This is a genomic window from Pseudomonas sp. B21-047 (assembly GCF_024748775.1).
Classification (GTDB): domain Bacteria; phylum Pseudomonadota; class Gammaproteobacteria; order Pseudomonadales; family Pseudomonadaceae; genus Aquipseudomonas; species Aquipseudomonas capeferrum.
In genome coordinates this window covers 3,318,626-3,336,298 of the sequence record NZ_CP087169.1, presented here as the reverse complement: position 1 = coordinate 3,336,298, position 17,673 = coordinate 3,318,626, and the positions used below count along the sequence as shown (strand labels likewise).

General features: G+C 63.7%; 15 protein-coding genes. 9 read left to right on the top strand and 6 right to left on the bottom strand.

The annotated features are described in order from the left end of the window. Positions 1-82 precede the first annotated feature (82 nt). The 7 genes from LOY26_RS15085 to LOY26_RS15055 all read left to right on the top strand — a co-directional run bounded on the left by LOY26_RS15085 (position 83) and on the right by LOY26_RS15055 (position 8,878). Positions 83-1,081, top strand: a complete 999-nt coding sequence (locus tag LOY26_RS15085; RefSeq protein WP_258713733.1) for a YCF48-related protein — start codon at positions 83-85, stop codon at positions 1,079-1,081. Next, positions 1,068-3,458: an RND family transporter gene (locus LOY26_RS15080; RefSeq protein WP_258713732.1), complete on the top strand. Its 2,391-nt coding sequence runs from the start codon at positions 1,068-1,070 to the stop codon at positions 3,456-3,458. Before LOY26_RS15085 ends, LOY26_RS15080 begins: the two co-directional genes overlap by 14 nt. Positions 3,459-3,506: 48 nt before the next feature. Then, positions 3,507-4,757 carry a helix-turn-helix transcriptional regulator gene (locus tag LOY26_RS15075; RefSeq protein ID WP_186664289.1) on the top strand — a complete coding sequence of 417 codons (1,251 nt, stop codon included), beginning with the start codon at positions 3,507-3,509 and terminating at the stop codon, positions 4,755-4,757. A gap of 133 nt (positions 4,758-4,890) precedes the next feature. Further along, on the top strand, positions 4,891-5,655 hold the full coding sequence (locus LOY26_RS15070; RefSeq protein WP_186664287.1) for an SDR family oxidoreductase: 765 nt from the start codon (positions 4,891-4,893) through the stop codon (positions 5,653-5,655). Positions 5,656-5,678: 23 nt separating this feature from the next. Continuing rightward, positions 5,679-6,512 carry an SDR family NAD(P)-dependent oxidoreductase gene (locus tag LOY26_RS15065; RefSeq protein WP_258713731.1) on the top strand — a complete coding sequence of 278 codons (834 nt, stop codon included), beginning with the start codon at positions 5,679-5,681 and terminating at the stop codon, positions 6,510-6,512. A gap of 125 nt (positions 6,513-6,637) precedes the next feature. Continuing rightward, positions 6,638-7,675 carry a Rieske 2Fe-2S domain-containing protein gene (locus LOY26_RS15060; protein WP_186664283.1) on the top strand — a complete coding sequence of 346 codons (1,038 nt, stop codon included), beginning with the start codon at positions 6,638-6,640 and terminating at the stop codon, positions 7,673-7,675. 24 nt (positions 7,676-7,699) lie between these two features. After that, a complete protein-coding gene (locus LOY26_RS15055) occupies positions 7,700-8,878 on the top strand; it encodes an MFS transporter (protein WP_258713730.1) in 1,179 nt (392 codons plus the stop codon). A gap of 10 nt (positions 8,879-8,888) precedes the next feature. Here the strand turns inward: LOY26_RS15055 and LOY26_RS15050 are convergent, their stop codons facing one another. From LOY26_RS15050 to LOY26_RS15035, 4 genes are read right to left on the bottom strand one after another with little or no spacing between them, the layout of a single operon-like run. After that, positions 8,889-9,443, bottom strand: a complete 555-nt coding sequence (locus LOY26_RS15050) for a PqiC family protein (protein WP_258713729.1) — start codon at positions 9,441-9,443, stop codon at positions 8,889-8,891. Positions 9,444-9,460: 17 nt separating this feature from the next. After that, entirely contained in the window at positions 9,461-11,116 is a 1,656-nt protein-coding gene (locus tag LOY26_RS15045; RefSeq protein ID WP_186660879.1) for an intermembrane transport protein PqiB, read from the bottom strand. Beyond that, positions 11,097-11,741: a paraquat-inducible protein A gene (locus tag LOY26_RS15040; RefSeq protein WP_258713728.1), complete on the bottom strand. Its 645-nt coding sequence runs from the start codon at positions 11,739-11,741 to the stop codon at positions 11,097-11,099. Before LOY26_RS15040 ends, LOY26_RS15045 begins: the two co-directional genes overlap by 20 nt. Further along, on the bottom strand, positions 11,738-12,334 hold the full coding sequence (locus LOY26_RS15035; RefSeq protein ID WP_033700120.1) for a paraquat-inducible protein A: 597 nt from the start codon (positions 12,332-12,334) through the stop codon (positions 11,738-11,740). Before LOY26_RS15035 ends, LOY26_RS15040 begins: the two co-directional genes overlap by 4 nt. Before the next feature lie 224 nt (positions 12,335-12,558). Between LOY26_RS15035 and nosP the strand changes: the two genes are divergently transcribed. Together nosP and nahK are read left to right on the top strand one after the other, a co-directional pair. Then, entirely contained in the window at positions 12,559-13,722 is a 1,164-nt protein-coding gene (gene nosP / locus LOY26_RS15030) for a nitric oxide-sensing protein NosP (protein WP_186660877.1), read from the top strand. After that, the gene (gene nahK, locus LOY26_RS15025) at positions 13,652-16,312 is read left to right on the top strand and encodes a hybrid sensor histidine kinase/response regulator NahK/ErcS' (RefSeq protein WP_077068451.1); all 2,661 of its coding nucleotides are present in this window, start codon (positions 13,652-13,654) and stop codon (positions 16,310-16,312) included. Before nosP ends, nahK begins: the two co-directional genes overlap by 71 nt. Here nahK and LOY26_RS15020 read toward each other — a convergent pair. Beyond that, positions 16,297-16,962: a response regulator transcription factor gene (locus LOY26_RS15020; protein ID WP_033698488.1), complete on the bottom strand. Its 666-nt coding sequence runs from the start codon at positions 16,960-16,962 to the stop codon at positions 16,297-16,299. The two genes, nahK and LOY26_RS15020, sit on opposite strands and share 16 nt — an antisense overlap. Positions 16,963-17,019: 57 nt before the next feature. After that, positions 17,020-17,580 carry a PQQ-dependent catabolism-associated CXXCW motif protein gene (locus LOY26_RS15015; RefSeq protein ID WP_186660875.1) on the bottom strand — a complete coding sequence of 187 codons (561 nt, stop codon included), beginning with the start codon at positions 17,578-17,580 and terminating at the stop codon, positions 17,020-17,022. Positions 17,581-17,673: the final 93 nt, after the last annotated feature.

Here is a 17,673-nt window from a genome sequence, read left to right as displayed (position 1 = left end):
GGGCGCTGATTCACTATTACAAGAAGAGGGTGGGCCGTATGGATAATGTCGAGCGCCTGGATGTTGCTGCAAGGAGTCGCCCATGCGCCAGCTGATTGCCTATCTGGTGTGCATCACGGTCGCCGGGGTGGTTGCCTTGGCGTTCACGCCTCGCCAGCCCGTGAGCATCGCCGACACCCAGCTCGACACTGGCCGCATGCAGGTCAACGGGCTGCTCAACCTCGGCAAGCGCCAGGTCGCGGTCGGCGAGCGCGGCACCATTCTCATCAGCGATGACCGCGGCCACAGCTGGCAGCAGGCCACTGTTGAACCGCAGCGGCATATCTCCCTGACCGCCCTGGCAGCGCTGAACACCGAGCAACTGATCGCGGTTGGCCAGGACGGCTTGATCCTGCGCTCGCAGGACGCCGGCAGCAGCTGGCACGAGGTGCATATCGAGGCCGATGCCGGCGAGCCCTTGCTCGGTGTGTGGGCCGCTGGCGGCCAGCAGGTCTTCGCCTTCGGCAGTTATGGCAAGTTCTATCGCTCTGATGACGCGGGCCTCAGCTGGCAGGCGCTGGCGCTGCCGGTCGACCGCGCGCACCTCAATGCCATGGATGGCGGCCCGGACGGGCGGCGCATGCTGGTGGGCGAGCAGGGCCTGGTGATGCTCAGCGTCGATAACGGCCTGCACTGGCAGCAGCTGCCTGCCTTCTACAGCGGCTCACTGTTTGGCGTGGTGCGCCTGAGCGCCGAACGCTGGGTGGCCTATGGCATGCGTGGCAATGTCTTTGTCACCGACAACTTCGGTCAGTCGTGGCAAGCCCTCAAGGTGGGCAGTAACCAACCGCTGTACGGCCATGTGCTGCTGCCCGACAACGCAGGTGTGCTGATTGTCGGTGCGGGCAGCTCGATGGTACGGCTGGATGGGGAGGGCCGATTGCTCGGTATTCATCGTCAACCCGGTCTGGGGACGTTGACCTCGGCCATTGTCATGGGGGCTGACCAGGTGCTGGTGGCCGGTGAGCGTGGTGTATTCCAGGGAAACGGTAACAGCGTTGCCGCCCTTGGCAAGCGGGGGGCTGTACATGAAGCGCGTTGATTCCTGGGTTGAACGCAAGGTCGAGCGTTGCGCCGACTTGCTGCTGGCTCGCCGTAAACTGCTGTTGACCTTGTTCATGCTGCTGACCCTGGGGTTGGGCTACAGCGCCACGCACACCCAACTCGACCCTGGGTTCAACAAGCAGATCCCGGTGCGCCACGCGTACATGGTCAATTTCCTCACGTTCAGCCAGTACTTCACCGGCGCCAACCGCTTTCTGGTGAGTGTGAAGTGGAAAGGCGAAGGTGACATCTACAACCCGCAGTTTCTGGAGACGCTGCGCAAGGTCACCGATGATGTGTTCTTCATCAATGGCGTCAGCCGGGCGAGCGTGACCTCGCTGTTCACCGCCAATGTGCGTTACATCGAGATTACCGAAGAAGGCTTTTTTGGCGATGTGGTGGTGCCCCCGCGCTTCACCGGCACCCCGCAAGACCTGGCCCAGGTGCGTAGCAATGCGGCGCGTTCCGGGCAAGTGGGCCGCCTGGTGGCCAATGACCTGAAATCGGCCATGGTGCGTGCCGACCTGCAGGACATCGACCCGCAAACGGGGAAAGCGGTCAACTACGTTGAAGTGGCCGAGCGCCTGGAAGCCATTCGCGCCAAGTACGCCAGCGACCAGGTCGAGATCAACATCGTCGGTTTCGCCAAGCTGGTGGGCGATGTGGTCGAGGGGTTGATGACGGTCATCGGCTTCTTTGCCGTCGCCTTCCTGATCACCGGGGCGTTGCTGTGGCTGTACTCGCGCTCGCTGCGCCTGACCGTGGTGGCCTTGCTGGTGGCGCTGCTGCCGGTGGTGTGGCTGTTGGGCTTGCTGCCGCTCATGGGCCTGGGCATCGACCCGATGTCGATCCTGGTGCCGTTTCTGATTTTCTCCATTGGCGTCTCCCATGCGGTGCAGATGACCAACGCCTGGAAGCAGGAAGTACTGGCCGGGAAGGACTCGCTGCAGGCGGCGCGGTCGGCCTTTTGCAAGATCTTCATCCCCGGTTCGCTGGCGTTGTTGATGAATGCGCTGGGCTTTGCCGTGATCATGCTGATCGATATCCCCATCGTGCATGAGCTGGGGGTGACAGCCTGTATTGGTGTGATGCTGATGATCATCACCAACAAGTTGATGCTGCCGATCATCATTTCGCACCTGCGCCTGGAGCCGGCGGTGTTGCGCAAGGGGCAGGTTCAGCAACACGGCAGGCACCCGCTGTGGTGGCGGCTGTCGGCGCTGGCCGAGCCACGCCCGGCGCTGGCGGTGCTGGTGCTCAGCGTGATGCTGCTGAGTGTTGCGGTGGTCAAGGCGCGGCAGCTGGAGGTGGGCGACATCGGCGCCGGGGCGCCGGAACTACGTGCCGAATCGCGCTACAACCAGGACAACGCGAACATCATCAGCAGTTACTCCATCGGTCTGGATGTATTGGCCGTGTTCGTTCAGGCCCAAGGTGTGGAAGAGGCCTGCCTGTCGCCGACGGTGATGCGCGCGGTCGAAGCGTTCGACTTCCAGATGCGCAGCGTCACCGGGGTGCAGTCGGTGCAGAGCGTGGCAGGGTTTGGCAAGACCGTGATTGCCGGTAACAACGAAGGCAACCCGCGCTGGGCGGCCATTCCGGGCTCGGCCCGTGGCCTTAGCCAAGGCGCGCGGGCTTATGTACCCGAAGACGGCTTGGTGACCGATGGCTGCCAGCACATGCAGATTCTGGTGTTTCTCACCGACCACGATGGCGCCACCGTGGCCCATGTGGTCAAGGAGGCCCAGCGCATCATTGCGCAGGTGCAGGTGCCGCAGATCACGTTCCTGCTGGGCGGGGGCAACGTCGGCGTAATGGCGGCGTCCAACGATGCCGTCAAACATGCCGAAGTGGTGATGCTGGTGGCGCTGTTCGGCTCGGTCTGGCTGTTCTGCTGGCTGACCTTCGGCTCACTGCGGGCGGTGCTGTGCATTCTGGTGCCGCTGGCGATCGTGGCAGTGCTGTGCAATGCGTTGATGGCCATGCTCGGTATCGGCCTGAAGGTGGCGACGTTGCCAGTGATGGCGCTGGGGGTCGGGGTAGGGGTGGACTATGGCATCTACCTTTATGAGCGCATTCAGCACGAAATGGCTGCCGGTGCCGACCTGCGCCAGGCGTTTTACCAAGCCATGTGCCAACGCGGCACAGCGGCGGTGTTCACGGCCCTGACCATGGCCATCGGCGTGTGCACCTGGGCGTTCGCACCGCTGAAGTTCCAGGCCGATATGGGGGTCTTGCTTTCATTCATGTTCTTGGTCAATGTGCTGGGGGCGATTTTCCTGCTGCCGGCATTGGCCGCCTGGTTCAATCAGGGTAAACCCCTCGTGCTGGCCAAGCCTGGCCGCACACCGCATGCGCAAGTGTTCGAATCATAACAATAAAAACGGGCACGGCCTGGGCTGTGCCCTGCGAGGAGACGGGCGATGGAAAATGCCAGCTTGAGCGTTCAAGCCTTGGCCGAAATGGGCCTGGAGCTTGATGAGTACGATCGGCTGATTGGCGAGTTTTACGACGGTGCGCTAGACCAGAAGCTGATGGCCAAGTCCTTGCGGCACATCCGCGGTCTGTTCCAGGCCAACTATGTGACCTTGATCTTGCGCGTGCCCGAGCAGCCCGACATGGGCTTGATGATTGTGGTGGGCGACATCGAAGGCGAAGGCGAGGTCAGTTACTGGGCCTACCCGCAAGCGGTCACGCCTTTCAGCAACCAGCCGCTGGACCGTGTGTTCACCGTCGAAGACCTGATGACCGAGGCCGAGTGGACGGGGTCGGCCTACTTCAAGACCTACTGCATCAGCCAGGACATCTACCATGTCATGGGCGCCGACATCTCCACGCCTGATGGCGGCAAACTGCGCTTTCGCATCACCCGGCCGAAAAGCGCGCCGAAATTTTCCGCGGCCGAACGCACCCTCTGCGAGATGTTCCTGCCGCACCTTCGGCGGGCCATGCACGTGCACAACCTGCTCGACCGCAGCGAGTCCATCAGTGAGCTGTACTCCCAGGCGATCAGCCGCTTGTCGGTGGCCACCATCGTGCTTGACCAGACGGGCAGCGTGTTGCGCCTGAACCCTGTGGCCCGGGAGCTGCTTGAGCGCGCCGATGGCCTGAAACTGGTCGGCGGGCGCCTGGAAGCGACCTACCCCAGCGATAACCGCGAATTGCAGCGCCTGGTGCGCAGTGCCTTTGCGCGCGACATGGGCAATGAAAAGGTCAGTGCCGCTGCCGAGGCCATGTCGGTGGCCAGGCCGTCCGGCAACGTCAACCTTGGCGTGGTGGTCGAGGCCATTCCGACCCAGGACTGGGCAGAGGGTAAAACCAAACCGGTGGTGGTCGTGTATATCCGTGATGCGGTGGGTCGCTCCATGGCCAACGAGACCGTGACCAAGCAGTTGTTCAACCTGACCCGCGCCGAAACCGCGCTGGCCATGGAGTTGGCCAACGGCCTGTCGCTTGAAGAAGCGGCCGAAGTGTTGAACGTGCGCCGCAACACGGCCCGCGCCCACTTGCGTTCGATATTTTCCAAGACCGGCGTACGCCGCCAGACGGAGTTGGTGCGCATCATCCTCAACAGCGTGGTTGCCCTGGGAAAGCCCAAGGCAGCCCTGCTGGCACCCGATAAGCTCGAAGCACCTGCCTTGAAGCTGGCACCGCCGCTGCGCAACAGCGCCTGACCCTCACCGGTCACCACACGAACGCCCCGCGCCTGCCTGCCAGGCCGGGGCGTTTTAGTCCGTGCGGACGATGTTGGCGGGTGGCTGCGCCACCAATACTAGCCCGCACCGTCATTTAACGAGGAACGACGTTATGCCAGTTACAGCCGTCAGCGGTTCTGCTTCAGGGATCGGCGCCGCCGTGTGCCAGTTGCTGCGTGCCGCAGGCCATCGGGTGATCGGCATCGACCGGGCAAATGCCGAGGTGCTTGCCGACCTGTCCAGCGCCGCCGGGCGCCAGGCCGCCATCGCCTCTGTGCTCGAACAGAGTGAGGGTGTGCTCGACGGCCTGGTCTGCTGCGCCGGTGTGGGCTCCAGCGCGTTGTCCGATACCATCGTGTCGGTGAACTACTTTGGCGTCACCGAGCTGCTCGATGGCCTGGCCGAGGCCTTGGCCAAAGGCCAGGCGCCGGCAGCGGTGGTCATCGCCTCGATTGCGGCAACCCATGTGAACCCCGACCAGCAGCCGATGGTTGCCGCCATGCTCGCGGGCAACGAAACCCTCGCCCTGGAGCAGGCCAATGCGCTTGAACAGTCGCACGTGGCCTACGCCTGCTCCAAATATGCCGTGACCGCCAACGCGCGCGGCAAGGCGGTGGACTGGGCCCGGCAGGGCATCCGCTTGAATGTGGTGGCCCCGGGGGCGGTCGAGACCCCTTTGCACCAGGCGGCGCTCAACGACCCGCGCTTCGCCAAGGCGGTACGCGAGTTCGTCGCGCCGCTGGGGCGCTCGGCCCACCCGGAGGAAGTCGCCCAGGTGGTGGTGTTTCTGCAGTCGGCGCAGGCGAGTTTCGTGCACGGCAGCGTGGTATTCGTCGATGGCGGAATGGATGCCAGGGTTCGCCCGGCACGCTTCTGACTTTTATCCCAGGGAGAGCACGCATGACCAAGGTGGCATTCATTACCGGCGCCAGCCGCGGTATCGGGCGCGAAACGGCATTGGCCTTTGCCCGGGCGGGTTTCGATGTGGCCATCAGTGCCCGCACGGTGGAAGAGGGCACCCACCTGGAGCACCGCTTGCATGATGCGCAAGGCAAGCCCTTGCCCGGCAGCCTCAACGACACCGCGGCAGCCATTCGTGCACTGGGGCGCCAGGCGTTGGTGGTGCCCATGGACTTGCTCGACAGCAAATCGGTATTGCAGGCCAGCCAGGCGGTATTGTCGGCCTATGGCCGGATCGATGTGCTGGTCAATAACGCCATCTATCAAGGCAATGACCTGAACGGGGCGTACATGAGCCTGCAGGCGCACACCCTGGACCGCGTGTACAGGGCCTATGTATTGGCACCGATGCTGCTGACCCAGTCGGTACTCAAGGCGATGCTTGCCCAAGGCGCCGGGGTGGTGATCAACGTCACCTCGGGCGCTGGCGAAAGCGACCCGCCGATGGCGGCGGCAGACGGGGGCTGGGGCTATGCGTATGGGGCCGGCAAGGCGGCAGTCTCCAGGGCCAGCGGGGTCATCGCCGCCGAATTGGGCGGGCAGGGGGTTCGCGCGTTCACGCTCAACCCCGGTGTAGTCACCACCGATGCGCTCAAGGCCACGCTGGGCGAGCGCGGCGTGCTGGCCATGCGCAGCGGCACGGCGCCGCCGCAGGTGCCGGCTCAGGTAATGGTATGGCTGGCCACTGCGGAGCAGGCCGCACGCTTCCAACGGCGCACGATTGCCGCGCAACTCTTTGCCCTGGAGCACGCTATCGTCGACGACTGGCGCTGAGACAAAGCCTGCGAAGTGGCTTGTGTGGGGGCTATCTAGTCCATGCGGAGGATGAGCCTCGGCGCCTGCTCGGTGAAGATTGGCCGGGCAAGTTACCGGGGATTTCCACACGAGGAACAATAACAATGACCAAGCTCGCAGCAATCAATGTCGACAGTGTTCTGGCCCCTCGCTTTGGCCGAGGCTGGCATTGCCTGGGTGAAGCGGCCGATTACCGTGACGGCCAGTTGCATACCCTGAATATCTTCGGCACGCGCTTGCTGGCCTTCGCCACCTCCGCGGGCCAGATCAGCGTGATTGATGCGCACTGCCCGCACATGGGCGCCGACCTTTCGCGCGGCACGCTGGAGAACGATCGGGTGGTCTGCCCCTTCCACCACTGGCAGTACGATGCGACCGGCAAATGCGTGGAAATTCCTTACTGCAAGCGCATACCGCCCAAGGCCAAGACCCGCAGCTGGCTGACCTGTGAAGAAAACAACCTGTTGTTCGTCTGGAACAACCCGGAGGGCAACGCCCCGGCCGCCGACGTGGTGATCCCGCACCTGCCGGAGCAAGACAGCGACGCCTGGCTGCACGACTGGCACATGGACAAGCTGATTATCGAGACCAACCCGCGGGAGCTGGTCGACAACCTGGCAGACGCCCAGCACTTCGGCCCGGTCCACGGCACGCCGACCAAGTACTTTGCCAACGTCTTCGAAGGCCATATTGCCCAGCAGATTTTCCATGGCGATTCCGAGCGCCTGGGCGGCGACCTGGTGGCGGAGTCGGCCTACTACGGCCCGGCGACCCACTTTACCCGTATGCGCGCGGTGTTCGAGGGCATGGAGATCCATTCGATCCTGCTCAACTGCCATGTACCGATCAACGCCAACAGCTTCGAGCTGCGCTTTGGTTGCATGGTGAAAAAGATCGATGGCTGGAGCGAAGAGCAGAACCGCGCCCTAGCTCAAGACTACGTGATGCGCAACCGCGAGTCGTTCTACCAGGACGTGGACATCTGGGCGCACAAGGTCCGGGTCAACAACCCGGTCCTGGCGCAAGGCGATGGCCCAGTCTATCAGCTGCGTGAATGGTATGAGCAGTTCTTCATGGACGAAGCCTGCGTGCCCCCTGCCATGGCCGAGCGGCGCGAAATCATCACCGTCGGCCAGCGCTGATACCCAGATGAGCAGGAGTGCGCAATGAACATGAATGGCCGTAAAACGCTGGCGATCATGCTGGCCGCCAGTTTCGCTTCGACGATTGGAGGGCTGCCGTTCAACACCTTGCCTATCCTGCTCGGCTCGATGGTCGACAGCCTGGGCTTCAATGCCGGGCAGATCGGCATGCTGGGGGCGGTGTGTTTTGCCGGTTACCTGCTGGGCACCGTGGTGGCTGTGGCGTTGATCGACCGCATGAACTGGCGTGGGCTGACGCTGGGCTGTGCCCTCGGCGCTGCGGCGGCCTACTGGATGTCGTCCTGGCTGCCCGCCGCAGCGCAGTTGCCGGTGTGGGCGTTGATCGGTTTCTTTGCGGCGCTGATGACCTGCCTTGGCATGCGCATCATGGGGCAGATGGCCAACAAGGAGCGTGCCCTGGGTATGCGCCTGGGGATTGAGCTGGCGGTGGTGGCGGCCGTGTTGTTCGCCTTGCCGCCGTTGCTGATTGCGCACTTTCACTACGCCGGCGCAGCGCTGATGTTGGCCGTGATGATTCTGCTGTTGAGTTGCAGCGCTCTGGCCTTGCCCAGGCGCGAGGACTTCGTCGGTGAGGGTGGCCCGGCCCACCACGGGTCGCTGCTTTCACGCTTCAGCTGCCCACCCGCCGCCTATGCCGCGCTGGCATGCTTTTTTCTGTTTGGTGCCGGGCAGATCGGGTTGTGGGCGTTTCTGGAGCGTTTGGGGCATGCCCTGGCCCTGCAGCCGACTGAACTGGGGGTCGTATTCGCCGTGTTGAAGCTGTTGGGCGGCGCGGCGGCCCTCGCATTGGCTTTGGTCGGTGACCGCCTGGGTGTGCGCTTGCCGCATGGGGTGGTTCTGGCCGTTCTGGGCACCGGGCTGTTGCTGCTGGCCAATGCCGAGGGCTTTCTGGGCTATGCCTTGGGCGCCTGGATCTGGGAGGTGGGGTTCACCTGGGGCTGCGTGTATCAGACTGCGGCCATCGCGCGTCTGGACAGCAGTGGCCGGTCGATCATGCTGATTCCGGGGGCGTTTGCCCTGAGCTCCATGGCAGGGCCGGCGTTGGCCGGGCAACTGGTCAGCGGGGGGTACAGTGCGCTGTTGTGGGTGGCCGCCAGCTGTGCGGTGCTTCCTGTGCTGGTGTTCTCCTGCCTGCTGGCGCGGCCCTCAGCGCAGACGGCGGCGCTAGGGGCGGCACGGTAAATGCGCAGCTTCAACCATTGGCAGGGCAAGTGCCGCTCGACGACGCGGCGGCCTGGCTGATCAGGGCCGCCAGACGCTTGACGTTGGCTTGCTGGGCAATCACCACGTCATCGATGCTGCTGCCAGCGGCGGTCTGCAAGGTGCTGCGGCAGGTCAGCTGGGTATTGGCTTCGCGGGCGCGCAAGCGCCACCTGGCGTCCAGCAGTGCGTACTGCCCCGGCAGTGAATCGAAACGTTGCACATCCACGCGCAGGGTCAGCTTGCGAGCGGGGCGGGTATTGCTCAGTTGGTCGACCAACGCGCTGCGCAGCTCATCCACCAGCGTGGCGCCCCACCACTGCGTCTCGAGAATCGCCAGGCTGCTGTCGCCCTGGCGGATCACCAGCTGTGGCCGGTCGACCTGTGGTGGAACGCTGACACTTTCGATCAGGATCTCGTCCGCAGCGTTGTGCGACGTGGGTGCCGGCTGCGCCGGCGTGAGGGTATGGAACTGGATCGGGTCGCTGCGGCAAGCGCCCAGGGCCAATAGCGCGACCAGCAGGGTAATCCTTGGCAACGGGGTCATGTTCAACACTCCTGTGGTCATTTGCGGGGCGGCCCTTGCAGGTCCATTGGCCCTGCGTTGTCCGGGCGGCCACGGATCAGCGACTCGGGGTTGCGGCCCAGGTAGTCGGCAAGCTCGCGCAGGGAGCGCGACATGCGCCCCAGCTCGTCGAGCGTCTGGGTCAGCTGTTCACGCTGTGGCGAGTCTTCTGCCAGGGTCGAATTGGCCGACTTCAAGGTATTGCTGACCTCTGCCAGGGTGTTCTGCACCCCTGGCAAGGTCCGTGCGTTGAACTGGGTCAGGCCCTTGCGCAGCTCTACCAGGTTGGCATCGAGGTTACCGGCAATACGCTCCAGCGGCAGCCGGTTGAGCTTGTCGACCATGGTCTGCAACTGCTCCTGAAGCAGCTCCAGGCTGCCTGGAATGGTCGGGATGACCACCGGGCGGGCCGCCGGGTCGAAGGCCACCTTCTCGGCTTTGGGGAAGAAGTCCAGGGCGATGTACAGTTGGCCGGTGAGCAGGTTGCCACTGCGCGCCTGGGCACGCAGGCCGTTGTCGATAAAGGTGCCGATCAGCTTGGCGGCGGAGGCTTCGTCATTGGGGTCGTGCTGCAACACCTTGAGCATCTTCTCGTGCGCCCGGCCCAAGCGTTGCGGATAGATGACGATGCCGACATTGACCGGGAAACTGCGTTTGACTTCATCGAAGTCCAGGTTCACCGCGACCACTCGGCCAATCTCCACGCCCAGGAACTCGACCGGCGCACCGACCTTGAGGCCGCGCATCGCCTGGTCGAAGCGTAGCGCCAGGTACTGCGCCTTGCCGGCGGGCGGGGCCAATGCACCAGCCTGGTCGGCGAACAGTTCAAAGCGCTGGTTCTCGCTGGCGGCCGTGTCGTTCGGGTTGTAGTCCGGCGCGCGGAAGGCGATGCCGCCGACCAGGATCGACGACAATGACTCGGTTTTCAACGCAAAACCATTGGCGCCGACCTCCACATCAATGCCGCTGGCGTTCCAGAAGCGTGTGTTGGCGCTCACGAAGGCGTCGTTGGGTGCATGGATGAAGATCTCCACGTCCACCCCTTTACCTTCCTGGTCGAGGGCGTAGGCGACCACCTGGCCGACCGGGATCTTGCGGTAATACACGGGCGAACCGATGTCCAGCGAGCCCAGGTCCTGGGTGTGCAGGGTGAAGTGCTTGCCGGGCTCGCCGTAGGTGATGGCCGGCGGGTTCTCCAAGCCAATGAAGTGCTTCACGCGGGTGCTCGACTGGCCGATGTCGGCGCCGATGTAATCGCCCGAAAGCAGGGTGTCGATGCCCGACACGCCACCGGCGCCGATGCGCGGGCGGACTACCCAGAACTTCGAGTCCTCGCGGGTGAAGCTCTCGGCCTGCTTGTCGAGCTTGACGGTGGCGTTGACGTTTTTCTGGTCGTCACTCAGGGCCACTTCGGTGACGTGACCGATCACCACGTTACGGTAGCGTACCTCGGTCTTGTTGGCCGCCAGCCCCGCGCCGGTCTTGAAGGTGAGGGTGATGGTCGGGCCTTCCTGCATCAGGTTGTGCACGACCAGGGAAAGCCCGACCAGCACGGCCACGATGGGCACGATCCACACCAGGGAAAAGCCGAAGCGCCGAGTCTTGACCGGTGCAGGGCCGGGAATGGGCGGGCGGTCATTGCTGGATGGGGTCATCCATGAGCTCCTTGTCAGGTGGCGTGTCCCAGATCATGCGGGGGTCGAAACTCATTGCTGAGAGCATGGTGAACACCACCACCAGGCCAAAGAACAGGATGCCCGGACGCGGCTCGATGTCACCCAGCGATTGAAACTTCACCAGCGCCGCGACCAGCGCTACCACCAGCACATCGAGCATCGACCAATAGCCGATCAGTTCAACGAAACGGTAGAGCTTCGAGCGCTGCTGTTGCGCCCAGGTACTGCCGCGCTGGACGGTGATCAAGAGTATCGACAGGGCCACGAACTTCACCCCCGGCACAGCGATGCTGGCGATGAAGATGATCAGCGCAATGTCCCAGGCGCCGTGCTCCCAGAACTCCAGCACGCCGCTCATGATGGTGCTGTCGGCGCCGCTGCCGAGCATCATGGTGTTCATCACCGGCAGCACGTTCGCCGGTACATAGAAGGCCAGGGCGGCCAGCAGGTAAGCCCAGGTGCGGCCCAGAGAATTGGTCTTGCGCCGATGCAAAGGGGCGTCGCAGCGCGGGCACTGGTGCGGTTCGTCGTGCATGTCGCAGGCCAGGCCACAGCTGTGGCACAGGCACAAGTCAAGCTCGCTGGCGGTTGGTGGCCGGCTCATGGCATGTCCCACAAGTCACGAATATCGCGCCCGGCGATACGGATCATCAACAGGCTCAACACAGCCAGTGCGAGCAGGCCGATACCCGGCAGCACATCGAGCATACCGGCGAGCTTGAACACCGCCACCATCGCCCCCAGCAGGCACACTTCGAGCATGCTCCAGGGGCGCAAGGTCTCCAGCCAGCGCATGCACAGCTTGAACGCGGGGGAGCGGCGGGCGGTGAGGGCAAAACCCAGCACCCAGATGAGCAACAGCAGCTGGAAGGCGGGGGCGATGATGATCGAAATGGCCGCGACCATGGCCATGAAGGTAATCGGCCCCTGGCTCAACGCCAGCACCGAGTCCCATAACGTGGCGCTGTTTTTAAGCCCCTGCAGGCTGATGCTCATCACCGGGTAGAAGTTGGCAAACAACCACAGCACCGCAGCCGTGAAGCTTAATGCCAGGCGTTGTTCCACCGTCAAGCCGTTGTGCCGCTGCAGCACACCGCCGCAGCGCGTGCACACGGTTTTCTGATGTTTGGCGAGCAATGCCTTCTGATAAACGCAATCGCAGTGCTCGCAGATGATCAATTGCTCGGGTGTGGACATCATGATGCTCTGATCAACCGGCAGTGAGGCCTTTCTGAATATAGAAGCGCTCTGGCATTAGGCAAATGGCCGGCGGACGAAACACGGATTGGCCCTTGGCTGGCCAAGCCCCAATCCGCCCCCTCTACACCCATCGAACCCCAAACCCGCTACCCAAGTAGCATTCGTCCCCCCGTGCGCCCTCCGTACACTCAAGCCTCAGACACCCCGCGCCGGAGACCACGATGCAGCAGGCCCAAAACGATGGTGTTGTCAGCGCCATGTCCCAGGCAACCGACGCGCGGCTGGCGGCCCAGGACCTGGCGCGGCAACTGCTGCACCCGCACCTGGGCTTCGTGCTGTTCTTCTGTTCGGCCGAATACAATCTACGCGAGCTGGGCGAGGCCCTCGAACAAGGTTTCGGCGGCATCCGCCTGGTCGGTTGCACCAGTGCCGGCGAAATCACCCCGCTGGGCTACGGCCGCAATTGCGTGACGGCAGTGGGGTTCGATCATCGGCATTTCTCCATCGCCACCGAACTGATCGATGAAATGGAGCGCTTCAGCCTGATCGACGCCCAACAGCGGGTCGAGCGCCTGGTCGGCACCTGCCGCAGCAATACCCTGGCGCCGATCAAAGGCCACAGCTTCGCCCTGACCCTGCTCGACGGCTTGTCCAGCCGCGAGGAGATGATCCTCGCCGCCCTTAGCGCAGCACTGGGGGACATCCCGCATTTCGGCGGTTCGGCCGGCGATGACAACTACCTGACCCGCACCCATGTGTACTTCGGCGGCGCCTTCCACAGCGGTGCGGCGGTGGTGGTGCTGGTCAACACCTGGCTCGATTTCGAAGTGTTCACCACCCACCACATCCTGCCGCGCCAGGAAAAGCTGGTGGTGACCGGCGCCGACAGTGCCCAGCGCCGGGTCTTCGAGCTCAATGCCGAGCCCGCTGCCGAGGAGTACGCCCGGCACATCGGCGTGCCGGTGGCCGAGCTCGATCACCGGGTTTTCGCCGCCCACCCGCTGGCAGTACGTCTCCACGACCAGTACTACGTGCGGGCGATCCAGCAAGTGCACCCGGACCTGAGCCTGAGCTTCTACTGCGCGGTGGAGAACGGCATCGTGCTCACGGCCATGGCCCCAGGGCCACTGTTGCCAAACCTGCACAACGTGTTCGATGGCTTGCACCGGCGCCTCGGCCCGTTGCTGCTGACCATCGGCTGTGACTGCTTCCTGCGGCGCCTGGAGCTGGAAGCCCAGGGCAGCCTGGCGCAGGTCGGCGGGTTCTTGCGCGAGCAGCGGGTGATGGGCTTCAACACCTACGGAGAGCAGTTCAATGGCATGCACATCAACCAGACCTTCACCGGGGTCGCCATTGCCCGCAACCGAGCTGCGCTCAGCCGCTGAACTGCAGGCCGAGGTCGCCCGGCTGCAGCACGAAAATCATAAGCTGCAGCGGATCAATGGCGCACTGATCGAGCGCATCGAGTCCGGCGTGACGCGTGGCAACGACCCGTACGCGGCGTTCCAGCATTCGGTAGTGCTGGCCGAGCAGGTGCGTGAACGCACCGATGCCCTGAACCAGGCCATGGCCGAGCTCAAGGCCGGCAACCATCTGCTCGGCGAAGCCCGACTGCGGGCCGAGACGGCCCACCAGCACCTGATAGACGCCATCGAAAGCATCTCGGACGCCTTCGTGCTGTTCGATCAGAACCAGCGGATCGTGCTGTGCAACAGCCGCTTCAAGGCCTTCTGGGCCAACACCCGGGTGCGCATCATTGCCGGCATGCGCCTGGCCGAGGTCAAGCGGCTGATGACGGCCAGTGGCCTGTTCAGCGAAGAAACCCGCGGGCACGCCGACGAGCACCTGCTGTACCGGCTGTACAACGGGCGCTGGCTGCAAGTCAGTGAACGGCCGACCTGCGAAGGCGGGCGGGTGATCCTGTTTACCGATATCACCGAGGTCAAGCTCAGCGAAACCCTGCGCCGCGAGCAGGCCGTGGCACAGAAGTCGCACCTGTTGCAGCGGGCGGTGGACAACCTGTCCCAGGGGGTGGCCATGGTCAATGCCGAGGGGGTTCTGGAACTGTGGAACCGGCGTTTTCTGGAGCTCAGCGGCTTGGCTCCAGTCGCTGCCCACCGGCCCTTTGCCGAGGTGATCGGCGACAGCGAACTGAGCCTGTTGACCCCAGACAGCCGCGACGCCAACGGGCGGGTCATCCACGAGTGCGAACAACGCCTGTACGACGGGCGCATGCTGGAAATCCGTACACATCCGCTGCCCACCGGCGGTTTCGTCAACACCTTCACCGATATCACCGAGCGCTACCAGCACGCCGAAGCCCTCAGCGAAAGCGAGCGCTGGATACGGCTGATTACCGACCATGTGCCGGCGCTGATCGCCTACCTCAATGCCGACCTGGTCTACGAGTTCACCAACAAGGTCTATGAACAGTGGTATTGCTGGCCGCGCGGCGTAATGCTCGGGCAGAGCCTGCGCGAGGCCCACAGCGAGCAGCATTACCAGCGCCTTGAAGCCTACGTGGCGCGGGCGCTGGCGGGGGAGAGCGTGACGTTCGAGCTTGCCGAAACCAACATCAACGATCAGGAGCGCTACATGCTGCGCTCCTACGTCCCCAACCGCCTGGCCAACGGTGAAGTGGTGGGGATCTTCGTGCTGATCCGCGACATTACCGAGCGCCGCAAGACCGCCGAGGCCCTGCACCAGGCCTACCAGAACCTGGAGCAACGGGTGCGCGAGCGCACCGCCGAACTGACCCGCCTCAACGACCAGCTGCTGCGCGAGATCGATGAGCGCAGCCACGCTGAATCGCGCTTGCGCGAGGCCAAGCGCGAGGCCGAGCAGGCCAACCTGTCGAAAACCAAGTTCCTCGCCGCCGTCAGCCATGATCTGCTGCAACCCTTGAACGCGGCGCGGCTGTTCACCAGCGCCTTGCTCGAGCGCCGCGAGCCGCAACAGAGTGTTCAATTGGTGCGTAATGTCAGCAATTCCCTTGAAGACGTGGAAAACCTGTTAGGCACCCTGGTGGACATTTCCAAGCTTGATGCCGGGGTTATCAAGGCCGATATCGCACCCTTCGCCCTCAGCGAGCTGATGGACAACCTCGCTGCCGAGTACGCCCAGGTGGCGCGCAGCGAAGGGCTTGAGTTGCACTTCGTGGGCTGTTCGGCCGTGGTGCACAGCGACATCCAGCTGCTGGCGCGGATCCTGCGCAACCTGCTCAGCAATGCCATCCGCTACACCCGCAGTGGCCGCGTGGTGCTGGGCTGTCGGCGCCAGCACCGCGGCCTGTGGATCGAGGTGTGGGACAGCGGGATCGGCATCGCCGAAGAACGCTTTGACGAAATGTTCCAGGAGTTCAAACGTGGCGATGTGCAGCGCCCGGACCAGGACCGAGGCTTGGGCCTGGGTTTGGCTATCGTGGAGAAGATCGCCGGCATCCTCGGCCATCGGATCCGTGTGCGCTCATGGCTCGGCAAGGGCTCGGTGTTCGCTGTCGAGGTGCCGCTGAGCGCCACCGCGCCCAAGCCACAGCCGAGCCTGGCAATCAGCGAGCCGATGCTCGAACGCCTGCGCGGGGCGCGGGTCTGGGTGCTGGATAACGACGCGGCGATCTGCGCCGGCATGCGCACGCTGCTGGAAGGTTGGGGTTGCCGGGTGGTCACGGCACTCTCGGAGCAAGACCTGGCGCGCCAGGTGGACAACTACCACGCCGAAGCCGACCTGCTGATCGCCGACTACCACCTGGGCAACGGCTGCAATGGCGTTGATGCGGTGGCGCGGATCAATGCCCGCCGTGCGGTGCCGTTGGCGGTGATGATGATCACCGCCAACTACAGCAACGAACTCAAGCAACAGATCCGTGAGTTGGGCCACACCCTGATGCACAAACCGGTGCGGCCGATGAAACTCAAGACCGCGATGAGCCACCTGCTGGCCGGCAACGCCACGCAGCCTGATCAGCGGCGTAGGTAGTCGCCGAAGTCGATATCGCCGGCACTGAGGATTGCCTGTACACGATTGTGCACATTGAGTTTGCGCAGAATCGCCGAGACATGGGCCTTGACCGTGGTTTCGGCGATATCCAGGGTGTAGGCGATCTGCTTGTTCGACTCGCCCTTGGTCATGCGTTCCAGTACCAGCAGTTGCTTGCGGGTCAGGGCCTGGAGCATCTCCGGCGGGAAGCTCGGGGCCTCGTTCAGGCGTCGGCTGGTGCCGGGCTTCTGGGCGCGGATGATGTCTGGGGGCAGGTAGACATTGCCGTTGAGGATCTGCTCGATCGCTTCGATCATCTGTGAGCGCGGCGAGGACTTGGTGATGAACCCCACGGCGCCATAGGTGATGGCCTGCAGCACGATCTGTTTTTCCTGCTCGGCCGAGACGATCACCACCGGTGTGGTCGGTGCCTCGTTGCGCAGGGTGATCAGGCCATTGAGGCCGTGCATGCCTGGCATGTTCAGGTCGAGCAGGATCAGGTCGAGGTCGTCATGCGCTTGGGTCAGCGCCAGGGCGCTGTCCAGGTCGGCAGTTTCCATGACTTCGCTGCCTTGGAAACCATCGCTGATGACGTTGTGGATGGCTTCGCGAAACAGTGGGTGATCGTCGGCAATCAGAATTTTGTACATGGCCTTTTCACCTCGTTGTTATTGGATGGGGCGGGCACGCGTTCGCAGGCGGTCAGTTCAGGGAAAGGGCTCTGGCTGCGCGGCTTGCAGCGGCAGCTTGGCGTTTTGCCAGGCGTCCAGGCCATCGCGATACCAATACAGGTTCTTATAGCCCAGGGTCGCTGCGCGTTTTACCGCGTTCCAGCTTAACCAGCAATCGGCGCGGCAGTAAAAGACCAGCGGTTGATCCACATGGCCGCCGGTGGCTTTTTGCAGATGGCGTGCGAAGTAGGCTTGCCAGGGCGGGCTCAGCTCACCGTCACCGGTGTTGGCCAGCCAGTAGCTGCCGGGGAGGTTGGTGTGGGGGTGGTCTTCGATGAAGCGCCCTTGCAGCCATTGCCGGCGATAGACATCGACCAGTACCGGCCTGGGCTGTTGCCCCAGCAGGCCCTGCAGTGTGGCGGTATCGATAACCTGGGCGCCCTCGACCTGGTGCGGGGTCGGGCTGCGATAGAGGGCGGTGCGATAGCCCTCGGCGGAGAACAGCGGCGTCGTGTCGGCCTGGGCGACGCCCAGCGACAGACTCAGCGAAAGGGCCGCCAGCAAAGGGCGCGGCAGCCTGGGCAGGGCACGTGGCATGGGCTTTGTCCTTTTTGTTATAGGCCCATTACATGCCAGCAGGGGTGCTTTGTGAATGCGACGATAGACAGCAAAGCCAGTACTAAAGTAGTA